The sequence below is a fragment of the Bradyrhizobium nitroreducens genome (assembly GCF_002776695.1).
Lineage (GTDB): Bacteria > Pseudomonadota > Alphaproteobacteria > Rhizobiales > Xanthobacteraceae > Bradyrhizobium > Bradyrhizobium nitroreducens.
On record NZ_LFJC01000003.1, the window covers coordinates 2,486,339 to 2,512,627 of the forward strand.

Annotated in this window: 25 protein-coding genes; 4 read left to right on the forward strand and 21 right to left on the reverse strand. The window is 64.4% G+C overall.

Annotated elements, in window-relative coordinates; genetic code table 11:
- Positions 1-367: 367 nt before the first annotated feature.
- From TSA1_RS12235 to TSA1_RS12300, 14 genes are read right to left on the reverse strand one after another with little or no spacing between them, the layout of a single operon-like run.
- Complete coding sequence (locus TSA1_RS12235) at positions 368-1,735, reverse strand: PAS domain-containing sensor histidine kinase (RefSeq protein ID WP_100176588.1); 1,368 nt, start codon at positions 1,733-1,735, stop codon at positions 368-370.
- The gene (locus tag TSA1_RS12240) at positions 1,710-3,167 is read right to left on the reverse strand and encodes a sigma-54-dependent transcriptional regulator (protein WP_100176589.1); all 1,458 of its coding nucleotides are present in this window, start codon (positions 3,165-3,167) and stop codon (positions 1,710-1,712) included. The genes TSA1_RS12235 and TSA1_RS12240 overlap by 26 nt, the downstream gene beginning before the upstream one ends.
- Positions 3,164-4,864, reverse strand: coding sequence for a hydrogenase maturation protein (locus tag TSA1_RS12245; protein WP_100176590.1), 1,701 nt, complete (start codon positions 4,862-4,864; stop codon positions 3,164-3,166). The genes TSA1_RS12240 and TSA1_RS12245 overlap by 4 nt, the downstream gene beginning before the upstream one ends.
- Before the next feature lie 8 nt (positions 4,865-4,872).
- Positions 4,873-5,913 (reverse strand): hydrogenase expression/formation protein HypE, encoded by a 1,041-nt coding sequence (gene hypE / locus TSA1_RS12250; protein ID WP_100176591.1) that lies wholly within the window; start codon positions 5,911-5,913, stop codon positions 4,873-4,875.
- A complete protein-coding gene (gene hypD / locus TSA1_RS12255) occupies positions 5,910-7,052 on the reverse strand; it encodes a hydrogenase formation protein HypD (RefSeq protein WP_100176592.1) in 1,143 nt (380 codons plus the stop codon). Before hypD ends, hypE begins: the two co-directional genes overlap by 4 nt.
- A complete protein-coding gene (locus tag TSA1_RS12260; RefSeq protein ID WP_100176593.1) occupies positions 7,049-7,285 on the reverse strand; it encodes a HypC/HybG/HupF family hydrogenase formation chaperone in 237 nt (78 codons plus the stop codon). Before TSA1_RS12260 ends, hypD begins: the two co-directional genes overlap by 4 nt.
- Positions 7,285-9,540, reverse strand: coding sequence for a carbamoyltransferase HypF (hypF, locus tag TSA1_RS12265; RefSeq protein WP_174718869.1), 2,256 nt, complete (start codon positions 9,538-9,540; stop codon positions 7,285-7,287). Before hypF ends, TSA1_RS12260 begins: the two co-directional genes overlap by 1 nt.
- 2 nt (positions 9,541-9,542) lie before the next feature.
- On the reverse strand, positions 9,543-10,439 hold the full coding sequence (gene hypB / locus TSA1_RS12270) for a hydrogenase nickel incorporation protein HypB (RefSeq protein ID WP_100176595.1): 897 nt from the start codon (positions 10,437-10,439) through the stop codon (positions 9,543-9,545).
- Positions 10,439-10,780 (reverse strand): hydrogenase maturation nickel metallochaperone HypA, encoded by a 342-nt coding sequence (hypA, locus tag TSA1_RS12275; protein ID WP_100176596.1) that lies wholly within the window; start codon positions 10,778-10,780, stop codon positions 10,439-10,441. Before hypA ends, hypB begins: the two co-directional genes overlap by 1 nt.
- Entirely contained in the window at positions 10,773-11,864 is a 1,092-nt protein-coding gene (locus TSA1_RS12280; RefSeq protein ID WP_100176597.1) for a nickel-dependent hydrogenase large subunit, read from the reverse strand. The genes hypA and TSA1_RS12280 overlap by 8 nt, the downstream gene beginning before the upstream one ends.
- On the reverse strand, positions 11,861-12,370 hold the full coding sequence (gene hybE, locus TSA1_RS12285; RefSeq protein ID WP_100176598.1) for a [NiFe]-hydrogenase assembly chaperone HybE: 510 nt from the start codon (positions 12,368-12,370) through the stop codon (positions 11,861-11,863). The genes TSA1_RS12280 and hybE overlap by 4 nt, the downstream gene beginning before the upstream one ends.
- The gene (locus tag TSA1_RS12290; RefSeq protein ID WP_100176599.1) at positions 12,367-12,576 is read right to left on the reverse strand and encodes a rubredoxin; all 210 of its coding nucleotides are present in this window, start codon (positions 12,574-12,576) and stop codon (positions 12,367-12,369) included. The genes hybE and TSA1_RS12290 overlap by 4 nt, the downstream gene beginning before the upstream one ends.
- A complete protein-coding gene (locus tag TSA1_RS12295; RefSeq protein WP_100176600.1) occupies positions 12,573-13,436 on the reverse strand; it encodes a hydrogenase expression/formation protein in 864 nt (287 codons plus the stop codon). The genes TSA1_RS12290 and TSA1_RS12295 overlap by 4 nt, the downstream gene beginning before the upstream one ends.
- Positions 13,433-13,879 (reverse strand): thioredoxin domain-containing protein, encoded by a 447-nt coding sequence (locus TSA1_RS12300; RefSeq protein WP_100176601.1) that lies wholly within the window; start codon positions 13,877-13,879, stop codon positions 13,433-13,435. The genes TSA1_RS12295 and TSA1_RS12300 overlap by 4 nt, the downstream gene beginning before the upstream one ends.
- A gap of 457 nt (positions 13,880-14,336) precedes the next feature.
- Between TSA1_RS12300 and TSA1_RS12310 the strand changes: the two genes are divergently transcribed.
- The gene (locus TSA1_RS12310; RefSeq protein ID WP_100174551.1) at positions 14,337-15,419 is read left to right on the forward strand and encodes an IS630 family transposase; all 1,083 of its coding nucleotides are present in this window, start codon (positions 14,337-14,339) and stop codon (positions 15,417-15,419) included.
- Between the two features lie 334 nt (positions 15,420-15,753).
- Here the strand turns inward: TSA1_RS12310 and TSA1_RS12315 are convergent, their stop codons facing one another.
- From TSA1_RS12315 to TSA1_RS12345, 7 genes are all read right to left on the reverse strand, one after another.
- Positions 15,754-16,812: a YeiH family protein gene (locus TSA1_RS12315; protein WP_100176602.1), complete on the reverse strand. Its 1,059-nt coding sequence runs from the start codon at positions 16,810-16,812 to the stop codon at positions 15,754-15,756.
- Between the two features lie 112 nt (positions 16,813-16,924).
- Positions 16,925-17,143, reverse strand: a complete 219-nt coding sequence (locus tag TSA1_RS12320; protein WP_100176603.1) for a hypothetical protein — start codon at positions 17,141-17,143, stop codon at positions 16,925-16,927.
- A gap of 165 nt (positions 17,144-17,308) precedes the next feature.
- The gene (locus tag TSA1_RS12325; RefSeq protein WP_100176604.1) at positions 17,309-18,022 is read right to left on the reverse strand and encodes an ABC transporter ATP-binding protein; all 714 of its coding nucleotides are present in this window, start codon (positions 18,020-18,022) and stop codon (positions 17,309-17,311) included.
- Positions 18,019-18,774 carry an ABC transporter ATP-binding protein gene (locus TSA1_RS12330; protein ID WP_100176605.1) on the reverse strand — a complete coding sequence of 252 codons (756 nt, stop codon included), beginning with the start codon at positions 18,772-18,774 and terminating at the stop codon, positions 18,019-18,021. Before TSA1_RS12330 ends, TSA1_RS12325 begins: the two co-directional genes overlap by 4 nt.
- Positions 18,775-18,776: 2 nt before the next feature.
- Complete coding sequence (locus tag TSA1_RS12335) at positions 18,777-19,796, reverse strand: branched-chain amino acid ABC transporter permease (RefSeq protein WP_100176606.1); 1,020 nt, start codon at positions 19,794-19,796, stop codon at positions 18,777-18,779.
- Positions 19,793-20,695: a branched-chain amino acid ABC transporter permease gene (locus tag TSA1_RS12340; protein ID WP_100176607.1), complete on the reverse strand. Its 903-nt coding sequence runs from the start codon at positions 20,693-20,695 to the stop codon at positions 19,793-19,795. The genes TSA1_RS12335 and TSA1_RS12340 overlap by 4 nt, the downstream gene beginning before the upstream one ends.
- A gap of 90 nt (positions 20,696-20,785) precedes the next feature.
- Complete coding sequence (locus TSA1_RS12345; RefSeq protein ID WP_100176608.1) at positions 20,786-22,045, reverse strand: ABC transporter substrate-binding protein; 1,260 nt, start codon at positions 22,043-22,045, stop codon at positions 20,786-20,788.
- Positions 22,046-22,217: 172 nt separating this feature from the next.
- Between TSA1_RS12345 and TSA1_RS12350 the strand changes: the two genes are divergently transcribed.
- The 3 genes from TSA1_RS12350 to TSA1_RS12360 are packed head-to-tail and all read left to right on the forward strand — an operon-like array spanning position 22,218 to position 26,256.
- On the forward strand, positions 22,218-23,711 hold the full coding sequence (locus tag TSA1_RS12350; protein ID WP_100176609.1) for an AMP-binding protein: 1,494 nt from the start codon (positions 22,218-22,220) through the stop codon (positions 23,709-23,711).
- Positions 23,708-24,349 carry a TetR/AcrR family transcriptional regulator gene (locus tag TSA1_RS12355; RefSeq protein ID WP_100176610.1) on the forward strand — a complete coding sequence of 214 codons (642 nt, stop codon included), beginning with the start codon at positions 23,708-23,710 and terminating at the stop codon, positions 24,347-24,349. The genes TSA1_RS12350 and TSA1_RS12355 overlap by 4 nt, the downstream gene beginning before the upstream one ends.
- Entirely contained in the window at positions 24,346-26,256 is a 1,911-nt protein-coding gene (locus TSA1_RS12360) for a flavin-containing monooxygenase (RefSeq protein ID WP_100176611.1), read from the forward strand. The genes TSA1_RS12355 and TSA1_RS12360 overlap by 4 nt, the downstream gene beginning before the upstream one ends.
- Positions 26,257-26,289: the final 33 nt, after the last annotated feature.

The following is a 26,289-nucleotide window of genomic DNA, read 5'->3' on the forward strand; positions in this document are numbered from 1 at the left end:
CGGTCCTGACAACCGGTGGATGACGGCTCAACGCATCGAAGTATCCGGCGGACAGACCATCTAAGACTTACTGATTCTGGGCTTTGAGATCGCCGGGCGTCCTCCGGGATTCCCGGTGAAAACCATGCCAAAGTCTGGGCGACTGATCAACCAGAACAGTCGCTGGTCAAGAAGCGCATGGCTGCACTCGCGAGCTGCAAAGAGAAGCGGAATGGGGTCGTTCTTGGAACAATGATCCGACAGTCAATACACCGTGAACCGCCAGCTCAAATTGGAGACGCTGCGGTTGCATCCATTCAAGGATCTAATGGGCCGCCGCCGGTCAGATTCATCGGAGGTAGCTTCGTGCAAGAATGCCGTCAGCAGACTATGCCGCCGGCAGCACAAACGAAAAAGTCGCGCCGCCTTCCGGGGCGTTCGCTGCAAGGAGCTCGCCGCCGTGCTCGCGCACGATGCCATAGCTGATCCACAGGCCGAGCCCCGTGCCTTCGCCGACCCGCTTGGTGGTAAAGAACGGTTCGAAGATATGGCTGATGTGATCCTTGTCGATTCCCGGACCGTTGTCCGAAATCCGCAACGAGATCTCGTTGCCCTCGCGTGCAGCCGAGACGACCAACCGGGGCAATTCGGTGCCTCGCATCGCGTCGATCGCATTTTCCACGAGATTGACGATGACCTGATGTAGTTGGCCCTCGTTACCGGAGATCCAGAGCTCCGGTTCGAGCTCCATCTGCAGGTCGATGCGTACCTGCTTGGTGCGGACGGCCCACAGCACGGCGGTGTTGATCAACCGCTCGATATTGACGCGCTCGACCTCACCGAGCTTGCTGAAGGACAGCCGGCGGAGGTTCTTGACGATCTCGCTTATGCGGACCGCACCCTCCATGGTGCCCTCGATCAACGGACCGAAATCCTCGATAACATCGTCGATCCGCAGGCTCTTCTTCAGCGCCGCGAGGTCGCTCGCCCGGCTCTTGCCGTGAATCGCGTCAAGATAGGCGACGATGGCAGCGCGGTAGCGTATCAGGGTGTGGATGTTGCCGTAGACGAAGCTGATCGGATTGTTCAGCTCGTGCGCGACACCGGCGACGAGTCGGCCGAGGCTCGCCATCTTCTCCTGCTCGACAAGTTGCCGCTGCGCGCGCTGCAATTCATGATGCGCCTTGTGCAGCGCCTCATAGGCACGGCGCAGCTCGCCGATCGGTCGGCCAGTCAGAACCACACCGATGAAACGGCCGCGATGATCGTGACGCGGGGAGCTGTTGATCGCGAACAGATCGGTGCTGCCGCCATCCGTCGAAAATCTCAATTCGCCATCGACGACGTCGGGCGTGCCGCGCGGCTTCAGGAGCGGCACGATCTTGGCAGCGTCGGCGGCATCGATGACGTCGGCGATGTTCTTACCCACCACGTCCTCGACGCTGCGGCCAAGCGCATGCTGGAATGCGGAATTGACCTGCTGCACCAGACCCTTGGCATCACAGACAACGAGGATGTCCGAGACGGACTCGATGACGTTGGTGACGAAGGCCTGGGCCTCCTCCAGCTCCGCGTTCTTGTGCTCGAGGTCGACTTCGTAGCGCAACAGGTCCGAATAGACCTCGTCCATCTTGCGGATGACTTCGATCCAGGCGCCCTCGCGCTCGCGATCGAATTCGATCGCTCCGCTGCTGGTGACCAGCTTGAGAAGCGAATCCGGTTCGATCGCTTCAGGAGAATGCGTCGCCTTTGGCATTTTTTCTCAGATCATACCTAGACAGCTTGTTCCTGAGTCCCACCCGTGACAGACCCAGCTCGCTCGCAACACGGCTGATATTTCCGTCGTACCTCTCCAGGCAATTCATGATAACCGACTTCTCGAGATCCTCCACTTTATCTTTCAAGGAGGCCGATCCGTTCGACTTGCCGTGGGCCGGGATCGGCGCGGGTCGCCTCCCGCTGCGGCGCCCCAAGAGCGGCGGGGCGCGCAGCTCGTCCTGATCGGCAAGGACCGCCATGCGTTGGATCTCATTCTGGAGCTCGCGCACGTTGCCCGGCCAGTGATATTTTGCGAATTCATCCAGTGCCGAACGCGCGAAGCGCAGGCTCGGCCGGTTGAACGAGATCTTGACCGCCGACAGCACGCCCTCGGCGATCAGTGAAATATCCATCGGACGCTCACGCAGCGCCGGCATATGCACCGGGAATGCAGCGAGGCGATAGTACAGATCGCGCCGAAAGCGGCCGGCTTCGACCTCGGCCTCCAGGTCGCGATTGGTCGCCGCCACCACGCGCACGTCGACCTTGCGCACGCGCTGTGCACCGAGGGGGCGGATCTCGCTCTCCTGCAGCACGCGCAGGAGCTTGACCTGGAACGCCGGCGAAGTCTCGCCGATCTCGTCGAGGAAAATAGTCCCGCCGTCGGCGACCTCGAACAGGCCGATGCGATCCTGATAGGCGCCGGTGAAGGCGCCCTTCTTGCAGCCGAACAGTTCGCTCTCCAAGAGCTCGTCCGGCAGTGCGCCGCAGTTCTCGACCACGAACGCCTTGTTGGCGCGCGCCGAGCCGTAGTGGATGGCGCGCGCCAAAAGCTCCTTGCCAGTGCCGGACTCGCCGGTGATCAGAACCGAGATATCGTAGTCGGCGGCGCGCCTGCCGAGTTCGATCACGTTGTGCATCGGACTTTCCGGCGAATGCACGATACGATCGAAATCGTGGAGCTGCTTGGCCACCCCACGCTTGACCGAGACGACCTTCTTGATGTGACCCGACGTCGCCTTGACGTCGACGCCGGCGGTTTCCGTCTCCTTCTGCAGCCGATAGAGCTGAACCGCCTCCTTGACGATCTCGATCAGCTGCTCCGGCTGCCAGGGTTTGGTGATGTATTGATAGATGCCGGCCTCGTTCAGTCCCGCGATGATGTCCTCGGAGTCCGAATAGCCGGAAATGATCATCCGTACCGGATCTGGCCAGAGCTCGCGGACGCGCTTCAAAAAGCTCACGCCGGATTCATGCGGCATCCGCTGGTCGCAGAGGATCGCGTGGACGATCTCGCCCTCCAGCAGCTTCTCCGCATCGGTCGCGTTGCCGACGCAGAGCACCTCGAAATCCTCCCTGAGCACGCGCCGGAGCGCTTCCTGCGAGCGGACCTCGTCGTCGACGACGAGAATGGTTCCCTGAATGCTCACGATGGCACCGCCATGCCAATGGGCCGCCCGGGCACGCGGGTTGACCGGTGACTCGCGATGGTCAACGGCGTGCGCGATTTCGGGACCTTGTGAATGAAGTTGTAGCGCGCGACGTGGTAGCTCGGATCGAAGCCGTAGAAATTCAGCTTCATCCGCCGCAGTTCCGCGTCGCGATAGGATTGCAGGGGCTTCTCGGCTTCATCGGCTGCGCGACGCTGCTGCTTGGCGGCTAGGCGCATGGCAAGCCCGGCATCCGACGCCATGGCGGCGCCGCGCCGTACGAGGCTTATGTCGGCAAGTTCCTCGCCTGATAACACGCGATCGACGATGCCGAGGCGCCGCGCTTCCGCCACCCCCATCGGGAGCCGGCATTGCGTGATCCGGGTTGCGTTCGCTGCGCCCGCACGGCGCGGCAACAGATAGGTCCAGTATTCCGAGCCGTAGAGATTGCCCATGTCCTTGTAGTGCGGATTGAGGACGATCTGGTCGCTTGCCCAGACCTCGTCGGCGGCGAGACTGAGGAACACTCCGCCCGCACCAGCGTTGCCGCGCATGACCGAGACGACCAGGCGATCGGTGGTCTCGATGATCGCGCGGGCGAGATCGTCGATCGCATTGATGTTGCGCCAAGACTCGTCCGCGGCGCTTTCGGCCGCCTCGATCTCGGCAAGATGGATGCCGTTGGACCAATAGTCCTGGCCGCCCGTCAGCAGCAGCACCCTGGTCGGACGCGCCAGCGCGGCGCGATAGGCGTCGAGCAGGGCTTCGCAGTCGCCGGTGCTCATGGCGCCGTTGTAGAACGAGAATGCGAGCTCGCCCACCTGGCCATACTCGCGATAACGTATCGGGGCATAGCCGCAACCGGGCCTGTGCGGCAGCTGCGCCGCCTCCTCCGCGAAGATCTTTGCCGCGGGCCGTTTCAGGCTCCTTGGCGCTAGCCGCCTGACGTGGCCGATCCAGACCGCACCATCGATCGTGGCTCGCGCAAGCGCGCCGTCGCATTGCGCGACGACGGTTCCGGGCACGCCGGAGATCTCGTGCGCTTCATGCGCGTCGAACAGCCTGACGTCCTGGAAGAACAGGCTGTCGACGAGACCCGGCATGCCATCGGCGCTGCGGATCTTGCGCAGGATGGTCGCAGTGGTGTCGAGTTGCCAGTCGATCGCTCGGTCCGCCTGACGGCACGGTCCACGCGTGCGAATGCGCGGGTCGTCCGCGCGTAACGGCTGCGGAGCAGCTCTTCCGGCTTCGATCGCCGCGACGGCTTCGAGAACCGCCTCGACGGCGCTCGATGTCACCTCGTCGCGGTAGATGCTGGACTTCGCGGCGGACCGCATCGGAAAGGTACGAAACGCCCAGACCGGACCGGCATCGAACTCACCATCCGCCTGCAGCACCGTGACGCCCCATTCGCTTGCATCTTCGAGAATGGCCCAGTCGAGCGCAGCCGGACCACGGTCACCGGGGGGTCCGGGATGAACGATCAGGCAGCACACGCTGCGCCAGATATCGTCTGGAATCGCTCGCTTCAGGAACGGCGCGATCACCAGATCCGGCCGATAGAGCGCCACGCTCTCGCGCGTGACATCGGCATGGATGTCGAGCTCGACCGAGACGTGGTGACCTCGTTCCCTAAGCTCGACGTGGAGCCGCTGCGTCAGGCTGTTGAAGGAATGCGACAGGAGCAGAATGCGCATCGTGGGCCTCAGCAGATACGGGGTAGTTGCTCGCCCGACAACCAGTCGACAATTCGGCCGCCGCCAAAGCTCGTTGCCATCTGCACGAAATGATGATCGTCGGCAACGGCCTCGCCGATGTCGGCAGCCTCCCGGCCAAGCGGGTGCGCCCGCATCGCGGCCAGCACCGCACCAGCAGCCTCCGACGCGACGATCGCGACCAGCTTGCCCTCGTTGGCGACGTGGAGCGGATCAAGTCCAAGCAGTTCGCACGCCGCCGCCACCCCCGGCTTCACGGGGATCGCCTGCTCGATGAGATGGAAGCCGAGGCCGGACTGCTGGGCGATCTCGTTCAGCGCAGCCGCGAGTCCGCCGCGGGTCGGATCGCGCATGAGGCGGATGCTGCGACCACCGGCTTCGACCATGTTCGCGACGAGACCGTTCAATGACACGGAATCCGAGACGATCTCGGTCTCGAAGGCAAGGTTCTGCCGCCTCGACATGATAGCCACGCCGTGATCGCCGAGCGTACCCGATATCAGAACGCGATCGCCCACACGCGCATTTTCGGCCGAGAGATCGAGCCCGTCGGGCACGACCCCGACGCCGGCGGTCGAGATGAACAGACCATCGGCCTTGCCGCGCTCGACCACCTTGGTGTCGCCAGTGATGATGTGGACGCCGGCCTTGCGCGCGGCTTCCCCCATCGACTCCGCGATCGTCTTGAGGTCGGCGAACCGAAAGCCTTCCTCGATGATGAAGCTCGCCGAGAGATAGAGCGGCCGTGCACCGGCCATGGCGATGTCATTGACGGTGCCGTGCACCGCGAGCGAGCCGATATTGCCGCCGGGAAAGAACAGCGGCGAGACCACATAGCCGTCGGTCGTCATCACCATGCGCCCGGCGCCGACGTCGAAAGCCGACTGGTCGTTGCCGCGCGCCAGCCATTCGTTGCCGAAAGCCTCGTGGAACAGGCCCGAGATCAATTGCGCCATGGCACGGCCACCCGAGCCGTGGGACAGGTCGACGCAGCCGTTCCTGATGTCGAGCTTGCGCTGGTAGGCCTTCATGACGCCCGCCTCTGCTGGTGATCCCGGAAGCGGCCGTAGGTCCAGTGCGCGGCGCAGGCCCCTTCTGAGGAGACCATGCAGGATCCCATCGGCGTCTCCGGTGTGCAGACGGTGCCGAACAGCTTGCAGTCGACCGGCTTCTTCACTCCGCGCAGGATGGCGCCGCATTCGCACGCGGGATTGTCGTCGGCATGCAGCTCGTCCATGTCGAAGCGGACCTCAGCGTCGTATTTGGCGTAGGCGCGCTTCAGCTTCAGTCCGCTATAGGGAACCTGTCCAAGACCGCGCCATTCGAACTGGTCGCGTAGCTCGAAGATGTCGGAAACTTCTTCCTTGGCGCGAAGATTGCCGTCGCGGTTCACCGCGCGGCTGTATTGGTTCTCGACCTCATGCCTGTGCTCGTTGACCTGCCGCACCAGCATGAGAATGGCTTGCATCATATCGAGCGGCTCGAAGCCGGAGATCACAACCGGCTTGCCGAACTCCTCGGCAAAGAACTCGTAAGGAGCGGTGCCGATGATGGTCGAGACATGCGCTGGCCCGACAAAACCGTCGATCTCGACCCGGCCGATATTGCGGATGTCGGGGCTCTCCAGGATGTTCTGCATCGCCGGCGGCGTCAGCACGTGGTTGCAGAACACGCTGAAGTTCTCGATCTGCTTTTTCTCGGCGAGCCGGATCATGACCGCTGTGGGCGGCGTCGTCGTCTCGAAGCCGATGGCGAAGAACACGACCTCGCGCCCGGGATTGTCCGCGGCGATCCGGATCGCGTCGGTCGTTGAATAGACCATGCGGATGTCGGCACCGCGCGCCTTCACCTTCAGGAGCGATGCGCCGTGCGAGCCGGGCACGCGCATCAGATCGCCATAGACGCAGAGGATAATGTCCGGCCGCTCCGCAAGCCGGATCGCCATGTCGATGCGCCCGGCCGGCAGCACACAGACCGGACAGCCGGGGCCGTGGATCATCCGCACGTTCTTCGGCAGCATGTCCTCGAGACCATAGCGCGAGATCGCGTGCGTATGGCCGCCGCAGAATTCCATGAAGCGATAAGGCTTGTTCGGATTAGCCTCGTTGCGGATCGCCTTCGCGAGCCCGAGCGCAATTTCCTTGTCGCGAAACTCGTCGGCATATTTCATGACGCGGCTCCTTCTCCCGCGGCGCTGAGCTCTCGCAACAGTTCGAGCGTCCGCCTGGCCTCCTCCGGATCGATCTTGGTCAGGGCGTAGCCGACATGGATGATCACGTAGTCGCCGACGGCAAGGTCTTCGATCAAGGCGACTGATATCTCCTTGCTGACGCCGTCGATCGAGACAATCGCCATCTCGTCAGGGAGGAGCTTCGTGACCTCAGCAGGTATCGCGAGACACATCAGGCGGTTCCTTCCAGGCCTTGCTGTTCGAGGAGTTGCAGCGCCGCGATCCACGCCTGACCGAGGCTGAGACCACCGTCATTGGGCGGCAGCTGCCGCGGCCGCAATGGAGAAAGGCCCGAGGCGATGCAGCCGCGCTGGATCTCGTCCGTGAGAATCGCATTGAGGAAGCAGCCGCCGCTCAGGGTGACGGTCGTGATGCCGGTTTCGCGCGCCGCTCGACCGATCCAGTCGACGCAGGCCGCCGCAACGGTGCCGTGAAACAGCTCGGTGCCGTGGACCGGATCGAGGCCCTCGGTAGCAAGGTGCGCGAGCAACGGGACGAGAGACAGCATCCCGTTCTCGATGGTCCAGCCGTCCTCCGCGATCTGCGGCGTGCGAACGCGCGCTTCCAGCTTCATCGCGGCTTCGCCCTCGTAGCTTTGGACCCGGCAAAGGCCGAGCAGTCCCGCCGCTGCGTCGAACAGCCGCCCGGCGCTGGTCGTCACCGGCACGCCGCCTTGCGCGAGCATGGCGGCCAGATGCGCAGCCTGCGGCTCTGCCGCAAAGCGCGTTGCAATCGTCTCGCCACGTTGCAGGACATGAAGCACGCCTGCGGCCATGCGCCAGGGTTGGCGCGCGGCGCGATCGCCGCCCGGCATCTTCAAGGGCGACAGATGTCCGAGCCGCCGGAAGCGCGCGCCCTCGCAGAGCAACAGCTCGCCGCCCCAGTTGCCGCCATCGCTGCCATGGCCGAAGCCGTCGAGCACCAGCGCCAGTGCCGGTCCCGCGACGCCATGTTCCGCCATCACGGAGGCCGCATGGGCGTGATGGTGCTGGACCGCGATCAACCTCTTTCCGCTCGCCTCGGCAAAACGGGTGGAGGCCATGTTCGGATGTAGGTCATGAGCCACGACGACCGGCTCGACATCCAGCGTCAAGAGCAGGTGCTCGATGGTCTCCTCGAAGAAGCGGATGCCTTCGGCGGTGTCGAGGTCACCGACATGCTGCGAAACGAAGGCCTCGTTGCCGCGCGTGACCGTCACCGTCGATTTCAGCGCGCCGCCGACGGCGAGGATCGGCGGCACCGACCGCGCGAGGCGAACCGGCTCGGGCACGTAGCCGCGGGCACGGCGGATCATTTGCGTCCGGCCGGCAATGACTGCGGCCACGGAGTCGTCGGCACGGGTGACGATGTCGCGGTCATGGGTGACGATGAGGTCGGCGATACCGGCCAGCATTCGTTCTGCCTGGCGATTGTCGGTCAGAAGCGGCTCGCCGCCGCGATTGGCGCTGGTGGCGACAATCACCCAGCGCCCATCGGTCCGCGGATGCGCCGATTCCAGCGCTTCGAAGATCAGGTAATGCAGCGGGACGACCGGCAGCATGACGCCGAGGCGCGACAATTCAGGTGCGATCGCGGGCGCGAGACGATGGCGCGACGTCATCAGTACGATCGGCCGCGGCGACGTTTCGAGCAACGCCAGCTCGGCGGCGGCGGCGTCAGCGATGTCGGCAACCGTGTCCCGCGACGCAACCATAACCGCAAACGGCTTCTGGTCGCGCTGCTTGCGCTGCCGCAGCCGCAGTATGACCGCCTCGTCGCGGGCATCGCAGAGCAGCTGATAGCCGCCGAGCCCCTTGATCGCGACGATCCCGCCAGCGGCAATCGCCGCAGCGATGTCCGCGCACCCGTGGCTGAGCTTTGGGCCGCATTGCGGGCAGGCGATCGCCTCGGCATGGAAACGGCGGCTCCTGGGATCGGCGTAGTCGCCGGCGCAGGCCCCGCACATGCCAAAGCGCTTCATCGCCGTGGTCTGGCGATCATAGGGCAGCCGCTCGGCGATCGTGTAGCGCGGGCCGCAATGGGTGCAGTTGACGAAGGGGTACCGGTAGAAACGGCTGGCCGGGTCGAACAGTTCGCCTAGGCATTCCGGGCAGGTCGCGGCATCGGCGACGATGCGTGTCGACACCCGCCCCTGTTCGCTGGTGCGGATGCAGAACTCTTCGCTCGCCACCGCGCCGACCGGCTGCACCGAGATCTCGTCGATCCTGGCGAGCGGTGGCTTTTCCAGCGGCAGCGCCAAGACGAAGTCGGAGGCGCGATCGCCCTCCACCTCGATCACGACGCCGTGGGGATCGTTGGCGACGAAGCCGCCGAGGCGATAGCGGGTGGCAAGGCCATAGACATAGGGGCGAAAACCAACGCCCTGCACGGCGCCGCGCACATGCAGGCGCAGTCGCCGTCCATCCTGTGCCGTGGCTTCGCCGCCCATCATCACTCCGCTGCCGTCATCGCGTTGGACGCCGTCGCCGCCATCCGCTTGCGGATCCAGGCGTAGAACGCCGCAAAGCCCTCGCCGGTGCGCGCCGACACCGTCAGCACCTCGATCTTCGGGTTAACCCGCCGCGCATATTCGACCGTCCTCGCCAGATCGAAATCGAGCACGGGCGCAAGATCGATCTTGTTGATCAGCATGAGGGACGAAGCTGCGAACATGTCGGGATATTTCAGCGGCTTGTCCTCGCCCTCGGTGGTCGAGAACACCACGATCTTGCAGGCCTCGCCGAGATCGAACGCCGCCGGGCAGACCAGATTGCCCACATTCTCGATGAAGAGAAGACCGCCGTTCAGCCACGGCAGCCGGTCATAGGCCTCGCCGACCATGGCGGCATCGAGGTGGCAGCCCTTGCCGGTGTTGACCTGGATCGCCGCCACGCCGGTCGCGCGAATCCGCTCGGCATCGTTAGAAGTCTGCTGGTCGCCTTCGATCACGCCGATCGAGCAACTGGACTTCAACTCCGACACGGCGCGGACCAGCAGCGAGGTCTTGCCGGCGCCGGGGCTGGACACCAGATTGAAGGCGAGCACCCCATCGGCGGCAAAGCGGGCACGGTTGTCGGCTGCGAGCCTGTCGTTCTTGCCGAGGATGTCGCGCTCGACCTGGATGATGCGGTCGCTGCTCATGCCGGCGATGGTCTGACCCGCCCGGTTGGCGCTGCGGTCGAGCAGACCTGCGTCATCTGGGATGTGATCGCATGCGTCGCCGTGCTGATGGTCATGGTGTTGGCCGTGACCGTGGTGATGATGGTGACCATGGCCATGATCGTGATGATGATCATGCGTGTGTTCGATGGATGCCTTGCCGTCGCTGCAGCCGCAGACCGTACACATCAGTCGACCTCCAGTTCCCTCACACGCATCTCTTCACCGCCCGTCACCTGCAATTGATAGCCCCCGCAGGACGGGCACGGCTCGTAACGCTGATTGATCTCGACGCTCTTCGAACAAGCCATGCACCAGGCCGTCCCGGGCGTCTCGACGATCTCAAGCCGTGCGCCTCGCGCGATGCTTCGTGCCGCGATGGCCTCAAAGCAGAATTTCAGCGCTTCCGGCGCGACGTGGCTGAGCGCGCCGATCTCGAGGCAGACGACTTTCACCTTGGCGAAAGCGCGCTTGCGCGCTTCCTCCTCCACGATTCCGATGATGCCTTCGCACAGCGCCATCTCATGCATGGCCGGCCTCGCGAAAGCCGAGGCTGAAGCCGACGCAGGGATCGAACGAGCCGACCAGCGCGCGAACCGCATCCTGCCCCTGCCGGCCGGCAGCGAGAGTCGCGCCCTTGAGGTTCCGGACCAGCGGCCCATGCGCATGGAAATTCCATTCGGTCGGTGCCAGGAATTCGAAATTGACGATCCGGCCCTCGCCGTCCAGCGCGACGGCGTGATAGAGCCGGCCGCGCGCGCATTCCACCGCAGCCGCGCCCTTGCCCGCGCCAAGTCGATAGCTCGCGACCACGCCCTCCTCGAGATCGGTGGCGCCGTGATCGAGCCAGGCGCAGAGCTGCCCGATCTCGGCAATACGTGCCTTCAGACGCGCAGCGGGGTCGCCCGATGACGAGGACATCTCCTTCCGGCGCGCGCTGCGCGCCCAGACGCCGGTTTCCGGAATCCGGCCACAGAGATCGGGCGCATCGGAATAAGCTGCGCCGTCCGCCAGCAGACGCGCGACGATCTCGATATCGTCCGCCAAGGTCAAGAACGATGGCTCGACGACCGGCTGTGCCACGAGCTTACCGCTGCATCCCGCAACGGATGCGGCCAGTGCACTTCCCGGCTCAAAGGCCGCAGCTTCGCTCGATATACCCAGCGCACCGAGCGCGGTCCTGATCTGCGCGATCGCTTCGCAATGCAAAGCCTCGGGGGCGGCTTCGTCCACGCCGCCGAGGAGCGCGCTCGCCTGCATTACGGCACGTACCGCAGCGGCGCTGGTGCCGTCGAGCGCAGCCCGTCCAACGAACAGACCACGCAGCAATTCCGTCAGCCGTTCGCCGATCACCGCAGTGATACGGCTCCGCAGCCTCGCGGGCGCCGGCTCGCGCCCTTGCGCGGCTTCCATCGCCGACAGGTACGCAACCTGATGGGCGACCGAGCACAGCGAAAACAGCCGCGGCAGTACCGGGAGCAGCGATGCCGCCGGCTTGCCGGCAAACAGGCGCGTCAGCGGCGGCCGGCTGCGCGGCTTGATGGCAACGTCGGCGATCGTGGCGCCGGCGAGCCACACCGTAATGTCAATTTCGTTTCGGAACGAGAGGCTCATCCGCGCCGCTCCGTCAGGGCGCCCCGCAGGAAGTTGCGCCGATCGATCTGAGGTGTCGGAGGCTCGCGACGGCGAACCGCCTCCTCGCTGTCGGCTGCCAGCATCAGCTCGGCCAGCGCGGCTTCAGCCGTCGCCCGCGCGGCTTCCATGTCTGCGAACTCGGACATCGGCGAGAACAGCGAACAACTCGCGATATTGCCGATCGGAACGACCTTGCTCACGACGAATTCGATCTCGCCCGTCGGAAAACGCATGCGCTGTGTCGCGCCCGCCTGCGCTCCCGCGCTCGCCGGCATCATCACGTTCATGAACCACGGCGTGACCATGATGCCGACGGTCGTGCCGTTGAAGCGATGAAAGCCGACCGCTTCGACGCCGAGCGCATCGTTGTAGATCGGTAGATCCTGCATCGCGCGCGCGCCGATCTCCCGGTAGGCGCCGGCCAGCAGTTCGCCCCACGCCGCGGCGTCGGCGTCATCGACCATGGCTGGCGCGCTTGCGGTCACGATTCGACCGCCATGAATTTGGATTTCGGCGCGTCGCAGTTCGGGCAGCGCCACTCCTCCGGTAACGCCGCGAACGGCGTCCCCGGCGCGATCTGCGCGACCTCGTCGCCATCGGCCGGATCGTAGACGGTCCAGCAGATGCCACACTCCAGCCGCGTGACGTCGGCGACGTCCTGGCGCACTCCGAAATTCTCGAAGGCGCTCATCTGAAATACGCCTCGATGATTTCCGTGAGCCGCTCGGCGGAATCCTCGAAATCCTCGTCCGCAGCCAGCGCCACGGTCGGCACGCCGCCGACCTCGAGCGTGTCGAGGATGATGGTGTCCATGGCGTTGAAGAACTGCACCGACCAGACATTGCGGATGCCAGTAGACAGCACCCGGCAGGTGCCGTAGCCGCGCGAGACGAGCTGGATCGGCCCGTTGCCGATCGTCTCCTGCAGGAAGCTCATGTCGATGGGGCTCATCGGCAGCAGCGTGAAATTGATGATCTGCGAGCGCATGCCGGGCCGAAAGGCCTGCGCCCGCTCGCGGATCTCGGCGAGCACCGGCAAAACGTTCATGGCGCCTTCCGGCGGCTGGCCGATCTCGAAATCGGCGGAGGTCAGATCGGCGGCCGCGCGCTTCACGATCTCGGGGATCGCGCCGACCTCGAGATATTCGTGATGGCCGTCGGTCTCGATCCGGATCCGCCAGAGGCCGGCAAGCACCGACTCCTGAATCTGCGCAAGCGAGCCGTCCGGCAGCGCGACGACGCCGGCCACCTCGCCCTCACCGAGCACGTCGGCGACGAGCCGGCGCTCGAGATCGTTGAGATTGCCGAGCCGGAATAGCTGCGTCGGCGCATCAGCCTTCTGCCCGGCGATCACATCCGCCACCTTCGACAGCAGCTCCACTGCATTGGGGCAGCTCCTGGCCAGCTCGGCGCTGTCGAGCGTGGCGAGCTTGGCCAGGGCCCCGGCCGCCGTCAGGCTGCCGCTCGCGGCATTGAGACTCTCCTCGCCGATCGGAAACACGCTGATCGGCTGCTCGGCGCCTTCCGGCGCAGTCCAGAAACCGGCTTTCATAGCTCGACACCCTGTCCGCGATGCTGGGGAACGATGGTGGCCGCAACGGCCGCGCCGTGTCCGCGCGGGCGCTCGATCAGCCTGGTGATGCGATCGATGTAGACCGACCAGTCCTGGATCTTGGCGATCAGCCCGAGCGTCTCGCCTTTGGCGACGAGGATCAGCGTCGGCTGCACGCGCACGCCAAATCGCTGGCCGAGCTCGCTCTCGGCCGCGCGCGCGATCACGGCACCGCGCAGCCGTCCCTGGAACGCGTCGATCAGCTCCGGCAGCACCACCGCAACGTCGATGGCCTCCGGGAAACGCTTGGGGTCACCCGCCGACAGCAGCACCGCGACCGCGCCGGCCCCGTCGGCCGCGCCGAGAAATCCATCGACCGTCGCGGCATCGATCTCGGGCAGGCCGCGCCGCGCCAGATCCTGCCTTCCCTCCTGGAATTCCATCAGACCTCCCCCTGACAAGCTTATGATTCTACTCGGAATAGAGGTTAGCAAGGTACGTGCCAGGATCGAGTATCCATCTTTCCGGTTTTATCTCATTGATCTAGATCAGCTATTTTCTGAGGCGAGTGGCAAGGCAAGTCTCGATGAAAAGATACTTTCCAAATCGGGCCGAGAACTATCTTTGCAGATAGAAAGCCACCTTCCAGCCGTTTTGCGGCTCGCGCAAACCCGGTCCAAGTGCTGCTGTCGTGGCGCTTGAAGGAGAGCGGCTGCTAGAGCGTTTTCGAGCGAAGTGGACACCGGTTCGCGTGAAGAAAACGCGTCAAAACAAGAATCTAGAGCTTCGGTTCTGATTCAATCAGAACCGAATACGCTCTACTGTCCCGAATCTGAAGTTCGACGGACTCCAAATCGACTCGAACCTAGCGGAATCTCTCGATTTTGGGGAGGATCGGTTATGGGTCGACGCTTTGCCCCGCTGGGGCTCGATGAGATGGAACACGCTGAGTTGACGTCGCTGGCGTCGCGCCGGAGCACGGCGCAGGCGTTGGCGCTGCGGGCTCGGATCATCTTGGCCTGTGCTGAAGGCGAGCAGAGCAAGGTCGTGGCGGCCCGCCTGGCTATTGATCCTGACACGGTTAGCAAATGGCGTCTGCGCTTCGCCGAGCATCGACTTGAAGGTCTCTTGGACAAGCCGCGATCAGGGACGCCGCGCACCATCGAGGATGCCCGGATCGAGGCGGTGATCGTCCGCACCCTTGAGACGAAGCCTGCCGATGCGACGCATTGGAGTTCACGCGGTATGGCACGGGCCAGCGGGCTGTCTGTCTCGACAGTACAGCGGATATGGCGCGCCTTCGGCCTGCAGCCGCATCGGTTGGAGACCTTCAAGCTCTCAACCGACCCAGATTTCGTTGCCAAAGTTCGCGACGTGGTCGGCCTCTATGTGGCCCCGCCCGAGCGCGCCATTGTACTGTGTGTCGATGAGAAATCGCAGATCCAGGCGCTGGACCGCAGCCAGCCCATGTTCCCCATGCGGCCTGGCCAGGCGGCGCGCCGCAGTCACGATTACAAGCGCCACGGGACGACCTCGCTGTTTGCTGCCCTCGACATCGCAACTGGCCGGGTCATCGGCAAGTGTTATGGGCGCCATCGCGCCGTGGAGTTCCGCAAATTTCTCGATGAGATCGAAGCCGCTGTTCCAGACAGTCTGGACGTTCACCTTGTCATGGACAATTACGCAACCCACAAGACGCCGCTGATCCGCAACTGGTTGGCCAAGAGGCCACGCTGGCACGTGCATCTGACGCCAACCAGTTCATCTTGGCTCAATCAGGTCGAACGTTTCTTTGCGCTCATCACCGAGCGCAAAATCAGGCGCGGTATCTATCGCAGCGTGGCTGCGCTGCGCACCGACATTAAGTCCTTCATCGAACTTCACAACGCCAAACCAAAGCCGTTCCGATGGACAAAATCAGCCGACGACATCCTTAGTTCGATCGAGCGCTTCTGCGCTTACAGTTTGCCCGCCAAGGCCTAAAATGCCACGAACTTTTGGTTCAGGACACTAGAGCATTTTCGGTTCTGATTGAATCAGAACCGAAGCTCTAGATTCTTGTTTTGACGCGTTTTCTTCACGCGAACCGGTGTCCACTTCGCTCGAAACCGCTCTAGGCACGGCGAACGCGAATTTCGCTTACCCTCCCCTGGAGGGCGAGGGTCGGCTCACATTGAGCGTAGCGAGAATGTGAGACGGGGTGGGGTGACAGTCTCTCCGCCCTGTGCACTGCCGGTGCGGAGCGATCACCCCACCCCGCTCGCGCTTCGCGCGATCGACCCTCCCCCTCCAGGGGAGGGTACGCGACCGCCGTCCCTCACTTGAACCAATGCACCAGCGCGATGCTGATGCCGAGCAGCAGCATCAGCGACAGCGTGACTGCGGCCGTCACCCGGCCGCCGACATTCGCCAGCACGCGCACGTCGACGCCGAGGCCGAGTGCGGCCATCGACACCACCGTGAGAAAGCTCGTGATCTTCGTCACCGGCCCCACCACCGTGCCCGGCACGATCTCCAGCGAGCGCAGCGTCGCCAGCGCGAGGAAGCCGAGGATGAACCAGGGGACCAGGCGGAAGAAGCCGACATTGGTCTTCTTGGCGTCGGTCTGCCAGCGCGAGGCGATCAGCGACAGGCCGACGACGACCGGCCCCAGCATCAGGACGCGCATCAGCTTCACCAGCGTGCCGATCTGCGTCGAGACGAGCCCCGCCGGCACCGTCGCCGCGAGCACCTGTGGCACCGCATAGACCGTGAGGCCCGCGAGGATGCCGTATTGCGTGGCGGACAGTTGCAGCAGGGGGATCAACAGCGGCAGGCCGAGCACCATCATCACGCCGAGGATCGCGGTGAAGGAGATCGAGGATGCGATCTCGTCGTTGTTGGCGCCGATGATGGGCGCCACCGCCGCAATCGCCGAATTGCCGCAGATCGAGTTGCCGCAGGCGATCAGGATCGAGAGCCGCGTCGACAGGCCGAGCAGCCGGCTGAGGCCGAAGGAGACGCAGAGCGCGATCACGACGACGGCGGCGATCGAGGCCAAAAGCGCAATGCCGGAGGCGGCGATGGCCGCGAAGCTGATCGAGGCCCCCAGCAGCATGACGGCCACCTCAAGCAGCTGCTTGGCGCTGAAGGCGATGCCGGCCTGCCAACGCAGAGCCGGTCTCCAGAAGCTGCGGAGCGCCATGCCGAGCAGGATCGCCATCACCAGCGCCTCGACATAGGGGTGCTCGAACACGCCCAGTTCCAGGTGCTCGAGCAGGGCCGAAACGCCGGCCACGGCGATACAGAGGAGAATGCCGGGAATCAGCGCGACGACGCGGCTCGCGGCAGTGGTCGGCTTGGCGTCGGCCGGGCTGGATGCTTGATTCTGCGACACAAATCTCTCCCAGAGGAGAAATATTTATACGCAGCGTCGGCTCGATGGGGAATAAGTTTTCGGCATATCAGGGCCGAGGGAAGTTCTGTCCTCAGCCCGGAATAATCGGGGATCAGAAGATCAGGCTCTTGGCGAGCGATGCAACCCGGCTGAAGCCGTCATAGATGCCCGGCTCGAAGAAGGCCGCACGCGCCAGCACGATGCCCGCAACCAGCGACCAGAACAGCGTGGTGCCGGCCCGCAGCAGGAGCTTCGAGGCACGCGATTTCGGCTGGGCGTCCGTTGCGGACACCAGCTGCTCGCCGAAGGGCTCGAATCCAGTGCGTTCCATGACCGTGGCCAATCCATCAATTTCAGATGGGAATGTCGTCGTTTCGGCCCGAAACGGCAATGGAAGCGATTGGCGTTTTTGCCTCCCGAAGGGGAAACTCCTTCCGCGGGACGATGTCGAGGCAATGGTTTTCTTCTTCCCGCCTACAGAGGCACCGGCGCCGGCTTACAGGGCCAGGTAACGCCGCCGGATGGCATCGTCGGCCTTCAGCTCGTCGATTCCCGCGGCATAGACGATCTGTCCCTTGTCGATCACCGTGGCATGGCTGGCAAGGCCGAGGCAGAAATGCATGTTCTGCTCGGCGATCAGCACGGTCGATCCGATGCTTCGAAGCTGGCGCAGCAGCTCGCCGATCCGTTGCACGATGATCGGCGCGAGCCCCTCGCTCGGCTCGTCCAGCAGCAGCAGCGCGGGATTGCCCATCAGCGTGCGCGCGATCGCCAGCATCTGCTGCTCGCCGCCCGAAAGGCGCCCGGCGATGCGATGGCGCAGCGGCTCCAGCAGCGGGAAGACCTCATAGATCCGCTTGATCGGCCATTCGTCCTGGCCCTCCGGCCCCTTCTTGCGGCCGATGACGAGATTGTCCTCGACACTGTGCTCCGGAAAGATCTGGCGATCCTCGGGCACGAAGCCGAGGCCGGCGCGTGCGATTGTGTGCGGCTTCTGGCCGGAGATCACCGCACCGCGCAAGCTGACCTTGCCCCGCCGCGGCGGCGCAAGACCCATGATCGCCTTCATCGTCGTCGACTTGCCGGCGCCGTTGCGGCCGAGCAGCGCCATGGTCTCGCCCTGCCGCACCGACAGGCCGACGCCGAACAGGATCTGGCTTGTGCCGTAATAGACGTCGAGATCGGCAACTTCGATGACGGCGGCGCTCATGCGGCGGCTCCCGCATGATCTGTGCCGAGATAGGCGTCGATCACGGCGCTGTTGTTGCGGATCTCGTCGGGCGTGCCTGTGGCGAGAATGCGGCCGTAGCACAGCACGACGATCTTGGGCGCGATCTTGAACACGATGTCCATGTCGTGCTCGATGAAGACCACGGTGATCTTCTGGGTCTCCCAGAGTTCGCGCACCTTGTCGATCATGCGCCAGCGTTCTTCCGGCCCCATGCCGGCGGTCGGCTCGTCCAGCAGCAATACCTTTGGTTCGAGCACCAGCGCCAGCGCGATGTCGAGCAATTTCTGGTCGCCGTGCGAGAGCGTCGCAGCGGTGCGATGGCGTTTGCCGGCGAGCCCCAGCAGCTCCATCACATGCTCGGCACGGTCGCGCGTCTCGGGCAGCGGAAAGCGCTTGTGCAGCACCGCGGAGGTGCGCTGATCGGCACTGACCGCGGCGAGCATGGTCTCCTGCACCGTCAGCGATTTGAAGATGCTGGCGACCTGGAAGGCACGTCCGATGCCGTGACGGACGATCTCCGGCGGCGAGCGGCCGGCGAGATCGACGTCGTCGAGCAGCACCTGACCGCTGTCCGGCCTCAGCGCGCCGGTGATCAAATTGAAGAACGTGCTCTTGCCGGCGCCGTTCGGGCCGATCACGGCCGTCAGCGAGCCGTCGGGGAAGTCGAGCGAGACGTCGTTGGTCGCTTTCACGCCACCGAAGGATTTTGCGAGGTTGCGGATCTCGAGCATCGCTAGCGCCCCTCGCCTGCGTCGCGGCGCTGCGAAAACCACTCGGCGACGAAGTCCAGCAGGCCTTTGCGCAGGCCCAGCGCGAAGAACAGGATGACCACGCCGAGCACGATGCCATGATACTCGGTGAAGCGCGTCACGGTGTCGTTGAGCAACAAGAGCAGCACCGTGCCGACCATCGGCCCGAGGAAGGTCGAGACGCCGCCGAGCATGTTGATGAAGATCGCTTCCCCCGAGATGGTCCAATAGGCGAATTCCGGATAGGCGCCGGAGACGAACAGCGCCATCACCATGCCGCCCATGGACGCAAACAGCGCCGCCAGCACGAACACGGTGAGCTTTGCACGCCAGACGTCGATGCCGAGAAAGCTCGCGCGCGCGGCGTTGTCGCGGATCATGCGCAGCGTGTAGCCGAACGGCGATTGCGCGATCTGGCGCATCGCGAGCAGGCCGAGAACGAGAAGCGCGCAGCTCGCGATGTAGAGATGAATGTGGTTGGCAAGGTTGATGCCGAGGAACGCGGGCCTGGGGATGCCGCCACGCAGGCCCTGGTCGCCGCCGGTGAAGGAGGCCCAGGACAGGATGGTCGAGTGGATCAGCATCTGGAAAGCGAGCGTGACGAAGGCGAAATAGATTTCCTTCAACCGCACGCAGATCGCGCCGATGATCGCAGCGATCACGGCAGTGATCGCCAGCGTTGCGACGACAGCGACCGGAATGGGAACGCCGAGCTTCTGCATGATCAGGCCGAAGCCGTAAGCACCGAGGCCGAAGAACATGCCGTGGCCGAACGAGGTCAGGCCGGTGTAGCCGACCAGGAGATTGAGCGAGGTCGCGAACAGGCCGTAGGCCGAGCAGCGGATGACGAAGTCGAGCAGCGCCTTGCTGCCGGTGAACAGCGGCAGGCTCGCCAGCACGGCGAACGCAACCAGCGCGATCAGCACGTCGCGATAGCGTTGCAGCGCGGCGCCGCCGCGCACCGGCGCCAGCGCTTGCGCGCGCCCGGCCTCGAGCTCGGTCATGCCGCCTCCTTGCCGAACAGGCCGGTGGGCTTGGAGACCAGCACGATCACCATGAACAGGTACATCAGGCCCTCCGTGAACAGCGGAAAGCCGAGCGAGCCGAACGATCTGATGAGGCCGAGCAGCAGCGCGCCAATCAATGCACCCAGAATCGAGCCCATGCCGCCGATCACGGTGACGATGAAGGATTCGATCAGCACGGAGAATCCCATCCCCGGCGTCAACGAGCGCACCGGGGCGGCCAGTGCACCGGCAAGACCCGCCAGCATGCCACCGAGCGCGAACACGCCGCCATAGATCAGGCCGGTGTTGATGCCGAGCGCCGACACCATGCCGGGATTATGCGCGGCGGCGCGGATCACCTTGCCGATGCGGCTGCGCGATAGACCAAAGCCAAGTACGACAGCCGCGACAAGTGCGACGCCGATCAGCAGCAGGTAATAAGGCGGCACCACGCCGCCGGCGATGAACAGCGGCATCACCTGGAACGCCGACGGCATGCCCATCGACTTGAATTCCGGCCCCCAGATGATGCGCACGACGTCGTCGAAGATCAGCACGAAGGCATAGCAGACGAGCAACTGCATCAAGACGTCCGCGCCATAGACGCGGCTCATGAAGACGCGTTCGAAGATCAGGCCGAGAATGGCAGTGCCCGCCGCCCCCGCCAGCATCGCGAGCGCGAAACTGCCGGTGAGCTGATAGGCCGCCATCGCAAAATAGGCGCCGAACATATAAAAGGCGCCGTGGCTGAAATTGACCACCTTGAGCACGCCGAAGATCAAGGTCAGCCCGACCGCAACCAGAAACAACAGCATGCCGATGATGAGGCCGCTGGTGGTCTGCGTCACCAGGCAGGCGGAGCTGGAGAGGCAGCCGGCAAGCGCGTCGAGATCCACGGGAACACTTTCATTGCAGCGCGCCTGATGCGGCGCGGGGAGCCAAACGAAAACGGCGGAGACGGTCGCCCGTCCCCGCCGCGCATCAACTCAGGTGTAGCCCTTGCTCTTCTTCCACTCGGCCTCGAGCTCGAAGATCGTCTTCCAGTCGCCGGCCTTGACCTCGGGCACATAAGGCTCCTGCGGGATCGTCGTGCCCCAGCCGATGGCGTAGCCGACCAGCGTGTGATCGTCGCCACGCATCGTCACGGTGCCGTCGGCGCCGAACGGGCACTTGATGGTGAGGCCCTTCAGCACCTCCGCGAGCTTCTTGCCGTCGGCCGAATTCGCCTTCTTGGCGGCTTCGGCGAGGAACATCACCGCGGTCGCGTTCTGCCACGACCAGTTGGTCGGATACTCGTTGTACTTGGCCTTGTAGGCATCGCCCCAGGCGGCATTCTCCGGCGTGGTCGGAAACGTCTTGATGTAGCGATTGCCGGAGTGGATGCCCTTGGGCAGGTTCTTCACCACCGTCAGCGCGGTGTAGTCGGCCATGTTGACCGCGAACACCTCCATCTGGCCGAACATCGCGTAGATGTTGGCCTGGTCGATGCAGGAGGTGAGGTCGCCGCCCCACAGGCAGGAATACAGCGCCTGCGGCTTGGCCTGCAAAATCTTCGTCACCACCTCGGTGTAATCGGGCTGGAACAGCTTTGGCCAGGACTCGCTGATGATCTCGACGTCGGGCGCGAAGCGCTTCAGGTACAGCGTGAACTCGCCGGTGGTGTCGCGGCCATAGGCGTAGTCGGGCGAGCACGTCGCCCATTTCTTCAGGCCCTTGGCCTTGGAGATCGCGGCGGCGTAACTGCCGCCGACGATGGAATCGTGGATGCCCTGCCGCACGCAGCGGAACGCGTTCGGGATGTGCTGCTTGGGATCGGCCGTGAGCGAAGAGGCTTCCGAGCAGGTGTGGATGCAGAGCACGCCGAGGTCACGCGCGACCTCATGCACCGCGAACGATCCGGAGGACGCTTCGCCATCGAGCAGCAGCTCGCAGCCGTCGGTGTTGACGAGCTCGCGCGCGACACGCGCTGCTTCCTGCGGCTGGCCCTTGGAGTCGCGGACCACCATCTCGATCTGACGCCCGGCAAGGCCGCCCGCGGCGTTGACCTTCTCCACCTCGAGCATCACGGCATTGCGCGAGGACGTGCCGAGCTGCGCGACGCGGCCTGACAGGATCGTCGGCATACCGATCTTGATCGTCTTGGCTTGTGCGCGCGCCGCCCACGGCGCGGCAAACGTCATCGCTCCGGCGCCCATCAGCGCCAGTGCTGAACGGCGGCTGATGCCCGGCGTGCGGGTTCTCGTCATTTTCCCCTCCCTCTTTCGGGTCGGCGTTTCCTGATCCCTTGCTGGAGATCGTCTCGTCTCCATGTTCCCGAGGATTTCAGAGGTAGAGGGGTGACGTCAAGCCAAAGATGAATTACGAGTCAGAATTCATCTGGGAGGAAACGAGGCCGGCAACCGGCCCAAAACAAGCGCAATGATCAACCTGTCGAGCTTCATCGCCTTCCATGCCCGGCGCACGCCGGAGCGGCCTGCGCTGAAATATCGCGGCGAGGAGATTTCCTACGCGGCCCTGGATGCGCGCGTGCGCAGGGTCGCGGGCTGGCTTGCCGCACAGGGCATCGGCGCCGGTGATGTCGTCGCCGTGCTCATGAAGAACAGTGCGGCGTTCCTGGAACTCGTCTTCGCCACCAGCCATCTCGGCGGGGTCTTCCTGCCCATCAACTTCCGCCTCTCGCGCGACGAGGTCGGCTACATCGCCACCAATGCCGGTGCGCGCCTGCTGATCGTCGACGAGGAGTTGGCGGCAAATGCCGCGGGCGCAAAGACTGTCGTGCTCGACGAGGCCGGGCAGCAGAGCGCCACGCATCTGACAGGCAGCACGCCGCCAGCCCCCATGCACGTTCGCCAGCCATCAGACCTGATGCGCCTGATGTACACCTCGGGCACCACCGACCGCCCCAAGGGCGTGATGCTCACTTACGATAATTTCTACTGGAAGTCGGCCGACCAGACCATCGCACTCGGCCTCAGCGCCGACACGCGCCTTCTCGTCGTCGGCCCGCTCTATCACGTCGGCGCGCTCGACCTGCCCGGCATCGCCGTGCTCTGGCATGGCGGCTTCATCCGCATCGAACGCAATTTCGAGCCAGAGACGGCGCTCGCGGCGATCGCGGAGGACAGGCTCGACGCCGCATGGTTCGCGCCCGTGATGACCACAGCGATGCTCACCTGCCCGACCCGCGACCGCTACGACGTCTCCAGCCTGAAATGGGCAATCGGCGGCGGCGAGAAGACGCCGGAGCTGCGCATCCGCGCCTTTTCCAAACTCTTCCGCAACGCCCGCTATATCGACGCCTATGGCCTCACCGAGACCGTCGGCGGCGACACCTTCATGGAGGCCGGCCGCGAGATCGAGAAGATCGGATCAACGGGCCGTGCCATCGCCCATGTCGAGATCGAGATCCGCGACGAGGACGGCAAGACGCAGCCGCCGAACGTTAACGGCGAGATCTGCCTGCGCGGGCCCAAGATCACGCGCGGCTATTGGAAGGATCCGGAGAAGACTGAAACCGCCTTCTTCGGCGACTGGTTCCGCAGCGGCGACGTCGGCTATCTCGACGACGAGGGATTCCTGTACCTGACCGATCGCAAGAAGGACATGATCATCTCCGGAGGCGAGAACATCGCCTCCTCCGAGGTCGAGCGCATCATCTACGATCTGCCTGAAGTGCGCGAAGTCGCGGTGATCGGCCTTCGCGATACGCGCTGGGGCGAGCGTCCGGTCGCCGTCGTCGTGCTGGCCGAGGGCGCCCGCCTCGAGCTCCCCGCCCTCACCGATCATTGCCGCGCGCGGCTGGCGAGCTTCAAGGTGCCGAAACAGCTCGTCATCCGCGACAGCCTGCCGCGCAACCCGAGTGGAAAGATCCTCAAGCGCGTGCTGCGCGCCGAGCTGGAGACGTCTGAATGACGCAAGCGAATGCCAAGGTGACAAAGCTCAACCGCGTCGAGCGCAATGCCTGGACCAAGCAGAAGATCTTTGACGCCGCGACCAAGGTCGTCGGCAAGCATGGCTATGCGGAGGCCTCCGTCGCCCGCATCACGGAAGAAGCCGGCGTCGCGCAAGGCACCTTCTACAATCATTTCGAGAACCGTCAGGAACTGCTCGACCAGCTGTTGCCAAAGATCGGCCTCGACATGGTCGAGTTCATCCGCGCCCGCACCGGCACGGCGGATGCGGCGCGGCAGGAGATTGCGCGCTTCTCCGCCTTCTTCGACTTCATCCGCGAGGTGCCGGAATTCCTGCGCATCCTCAACGAGGCCGAGTTCTTTGCACCTCACGGCTACCAGAAACATCTCGACAACATCTCGGTCGCCTATGTCCGCATCTTGCGTCGCGCGCGAACGGCGTGCGCGATCCGGGATTACAGCGACGAGGAGTTCGAGGCCATCGTCCACATGCTGATGGGCGCGCGCGGCTATCTCAGCCGCCGCTATTCCTATTCGGAAGGCGGTGTCACCGCCGTGCCCGACCACGTCATCTCCGCCTATCGCAAGCTGATGACGCGCGGCCTCTTCACTGCATCCGGAGATCAGGACACGCCATGAACATCGCATCTCCGCAAGAGCCATTCGACCTCACTACTGCGGTCGCCGAGGGCGACATCCGCTGCCTGCTGATGGTGCTGGTGCACATGACCGGCGACGAGAAGTGGCTCGAACCGCCCTACCTGCCGAAGCGCGATATCCGCCTCATCCCCGATCCCGAGGCCGGCGTGCCACGGGAGACCCAGGACGAGATCCGCGCCGCAGTGGTCAGGCTGTTTGCCGATGGCACGCCGAAGCCTGTCGTCACCGATCCCGGCGACGAACTGCTGCTGAGGATGATGCGCGTCTGTCTCGGCGAGAACGTCGCGCCGGAATATGCGCCGCTGATGCGCGAGGAGATGGGTTTTGTGCCGCGTGAGCCGCGATGGACGAAGCGTCCCTCTGACGAGAAGCTTGCCCGCCAGCACGTCCTGATCGTGGGCGCCGGTGTCTGCGCCATCGCGCTCGGTGTCGCGCTCGGCCATCTCGGCATCCCCTACACCATTGTCGAGAAGAACGCCGAGCTTGGCGGCACCTGGTGGATCAACCGCTATCCCGGCTGCGGCGTCGATACGCCAAACCATTCATATTCGTATTCGTTCGGCTCGGGCAATGCGTGGACCCGCTACTTCTGCCAGCGCGAGGAGCTGCTCGGCTATCTGCTCAAGGTCGCGGACGAATACGGCATCCGCGATCATCTGCGCGTCAACACCGAACTGACCTCGTCGCGCTGGGACGACAGCAGGCAGCGCTGGATCTCGACGCTGAAAACCAAGGACGGCGAAGGGACCATCGAATCCACCGCGCTGGTCTCGGCCATCGGCCAGCTCAACGACCCCTCCCGTGCCCGCTTCAAGGGCGAGGAGGACTTCAAGGGAACGATCCTGCATTCGGCGCTGTGGTCGGACGACATCAAGCTCGACGGCAAGCATGTCGCGGTGATCGGCACCGGCGCGACCTCGATGCAGCTGGTGCCGTCGATCGCCGGCCGCGTCGCCTCGGTCACGGTCTATCAGCGCAGCGCGCAATGGGCGCGGCCGGTGAAGGGCTACGCCGATCCGATCAGCGAGGGCGCGCGCTGGCTGCTGGCGCACCTGCCGTTCTATGTGCAGTGGTACCGCTTCAACATGTTCTGGCGCTACGGCGACGGCCTGCTGCCGTTCCTGCGCAAGGACCCGGCCTGGCCGCACCCCGAGCGCGCGGTCAACAAGGGCAACGACCGGCACCGCCAGGAGCTGACCGACTTCATCCTCACCGAGTTGAAGGACCGGCCTGATCTAATCGCGAAATGCGTGCCGACCTATCCGCCCTACGGCAAGCGCATCCTGCTCGACAACAACTGGTTCAAGACCTTGCGGCGCGACAATGTCGAGCTCGTCACCGACGCGATCGATCATTTCGACGAGACCGGCATCGTTGCCGCCGACGGCAAGCACCGCCCCGCCGACATCATCGTGGTCGCGACCGGCTTCAAGGTGACGGAGATGGCAGCCCGCCTCAACATCACCGGCCGCGGCGGCAAGGATTTGCGGCAGGCCTGGGCCAACGACAATCCGACCGCCTTCCTCGGCCTCACCGTGCCGGGCTTTCCCAATTTCTTCTGCATGCTCGGCCCGAATTCAGGGCCGGCCCATGGCGGCAGCGTCATCTTCCAGTCGGAATGCCAGAGCCGCTACATCTCGGCCTGTCTCGCCGCCATGATCGAGCAAAACCTCGACGCCATCGACGTCCGCCAGGACGTGCTCGACGACTACGTCCAGAAGGTGGATGCCGAACACGAGGCCATGATCTGGACCCATCCCGGCATGAGCACCTACTACCGCAACTCGAGCGGCCGCGTGTTCTCGGCAATGCCGTGGCGGTTCGTGGATTACTGGCGCATGACGCACGACCCGGATCTCAGGCAGTACAGGCTGACGAAGGGGTAAGGCTCGAGGCGTTGATGCTGCCGCGATGACGGT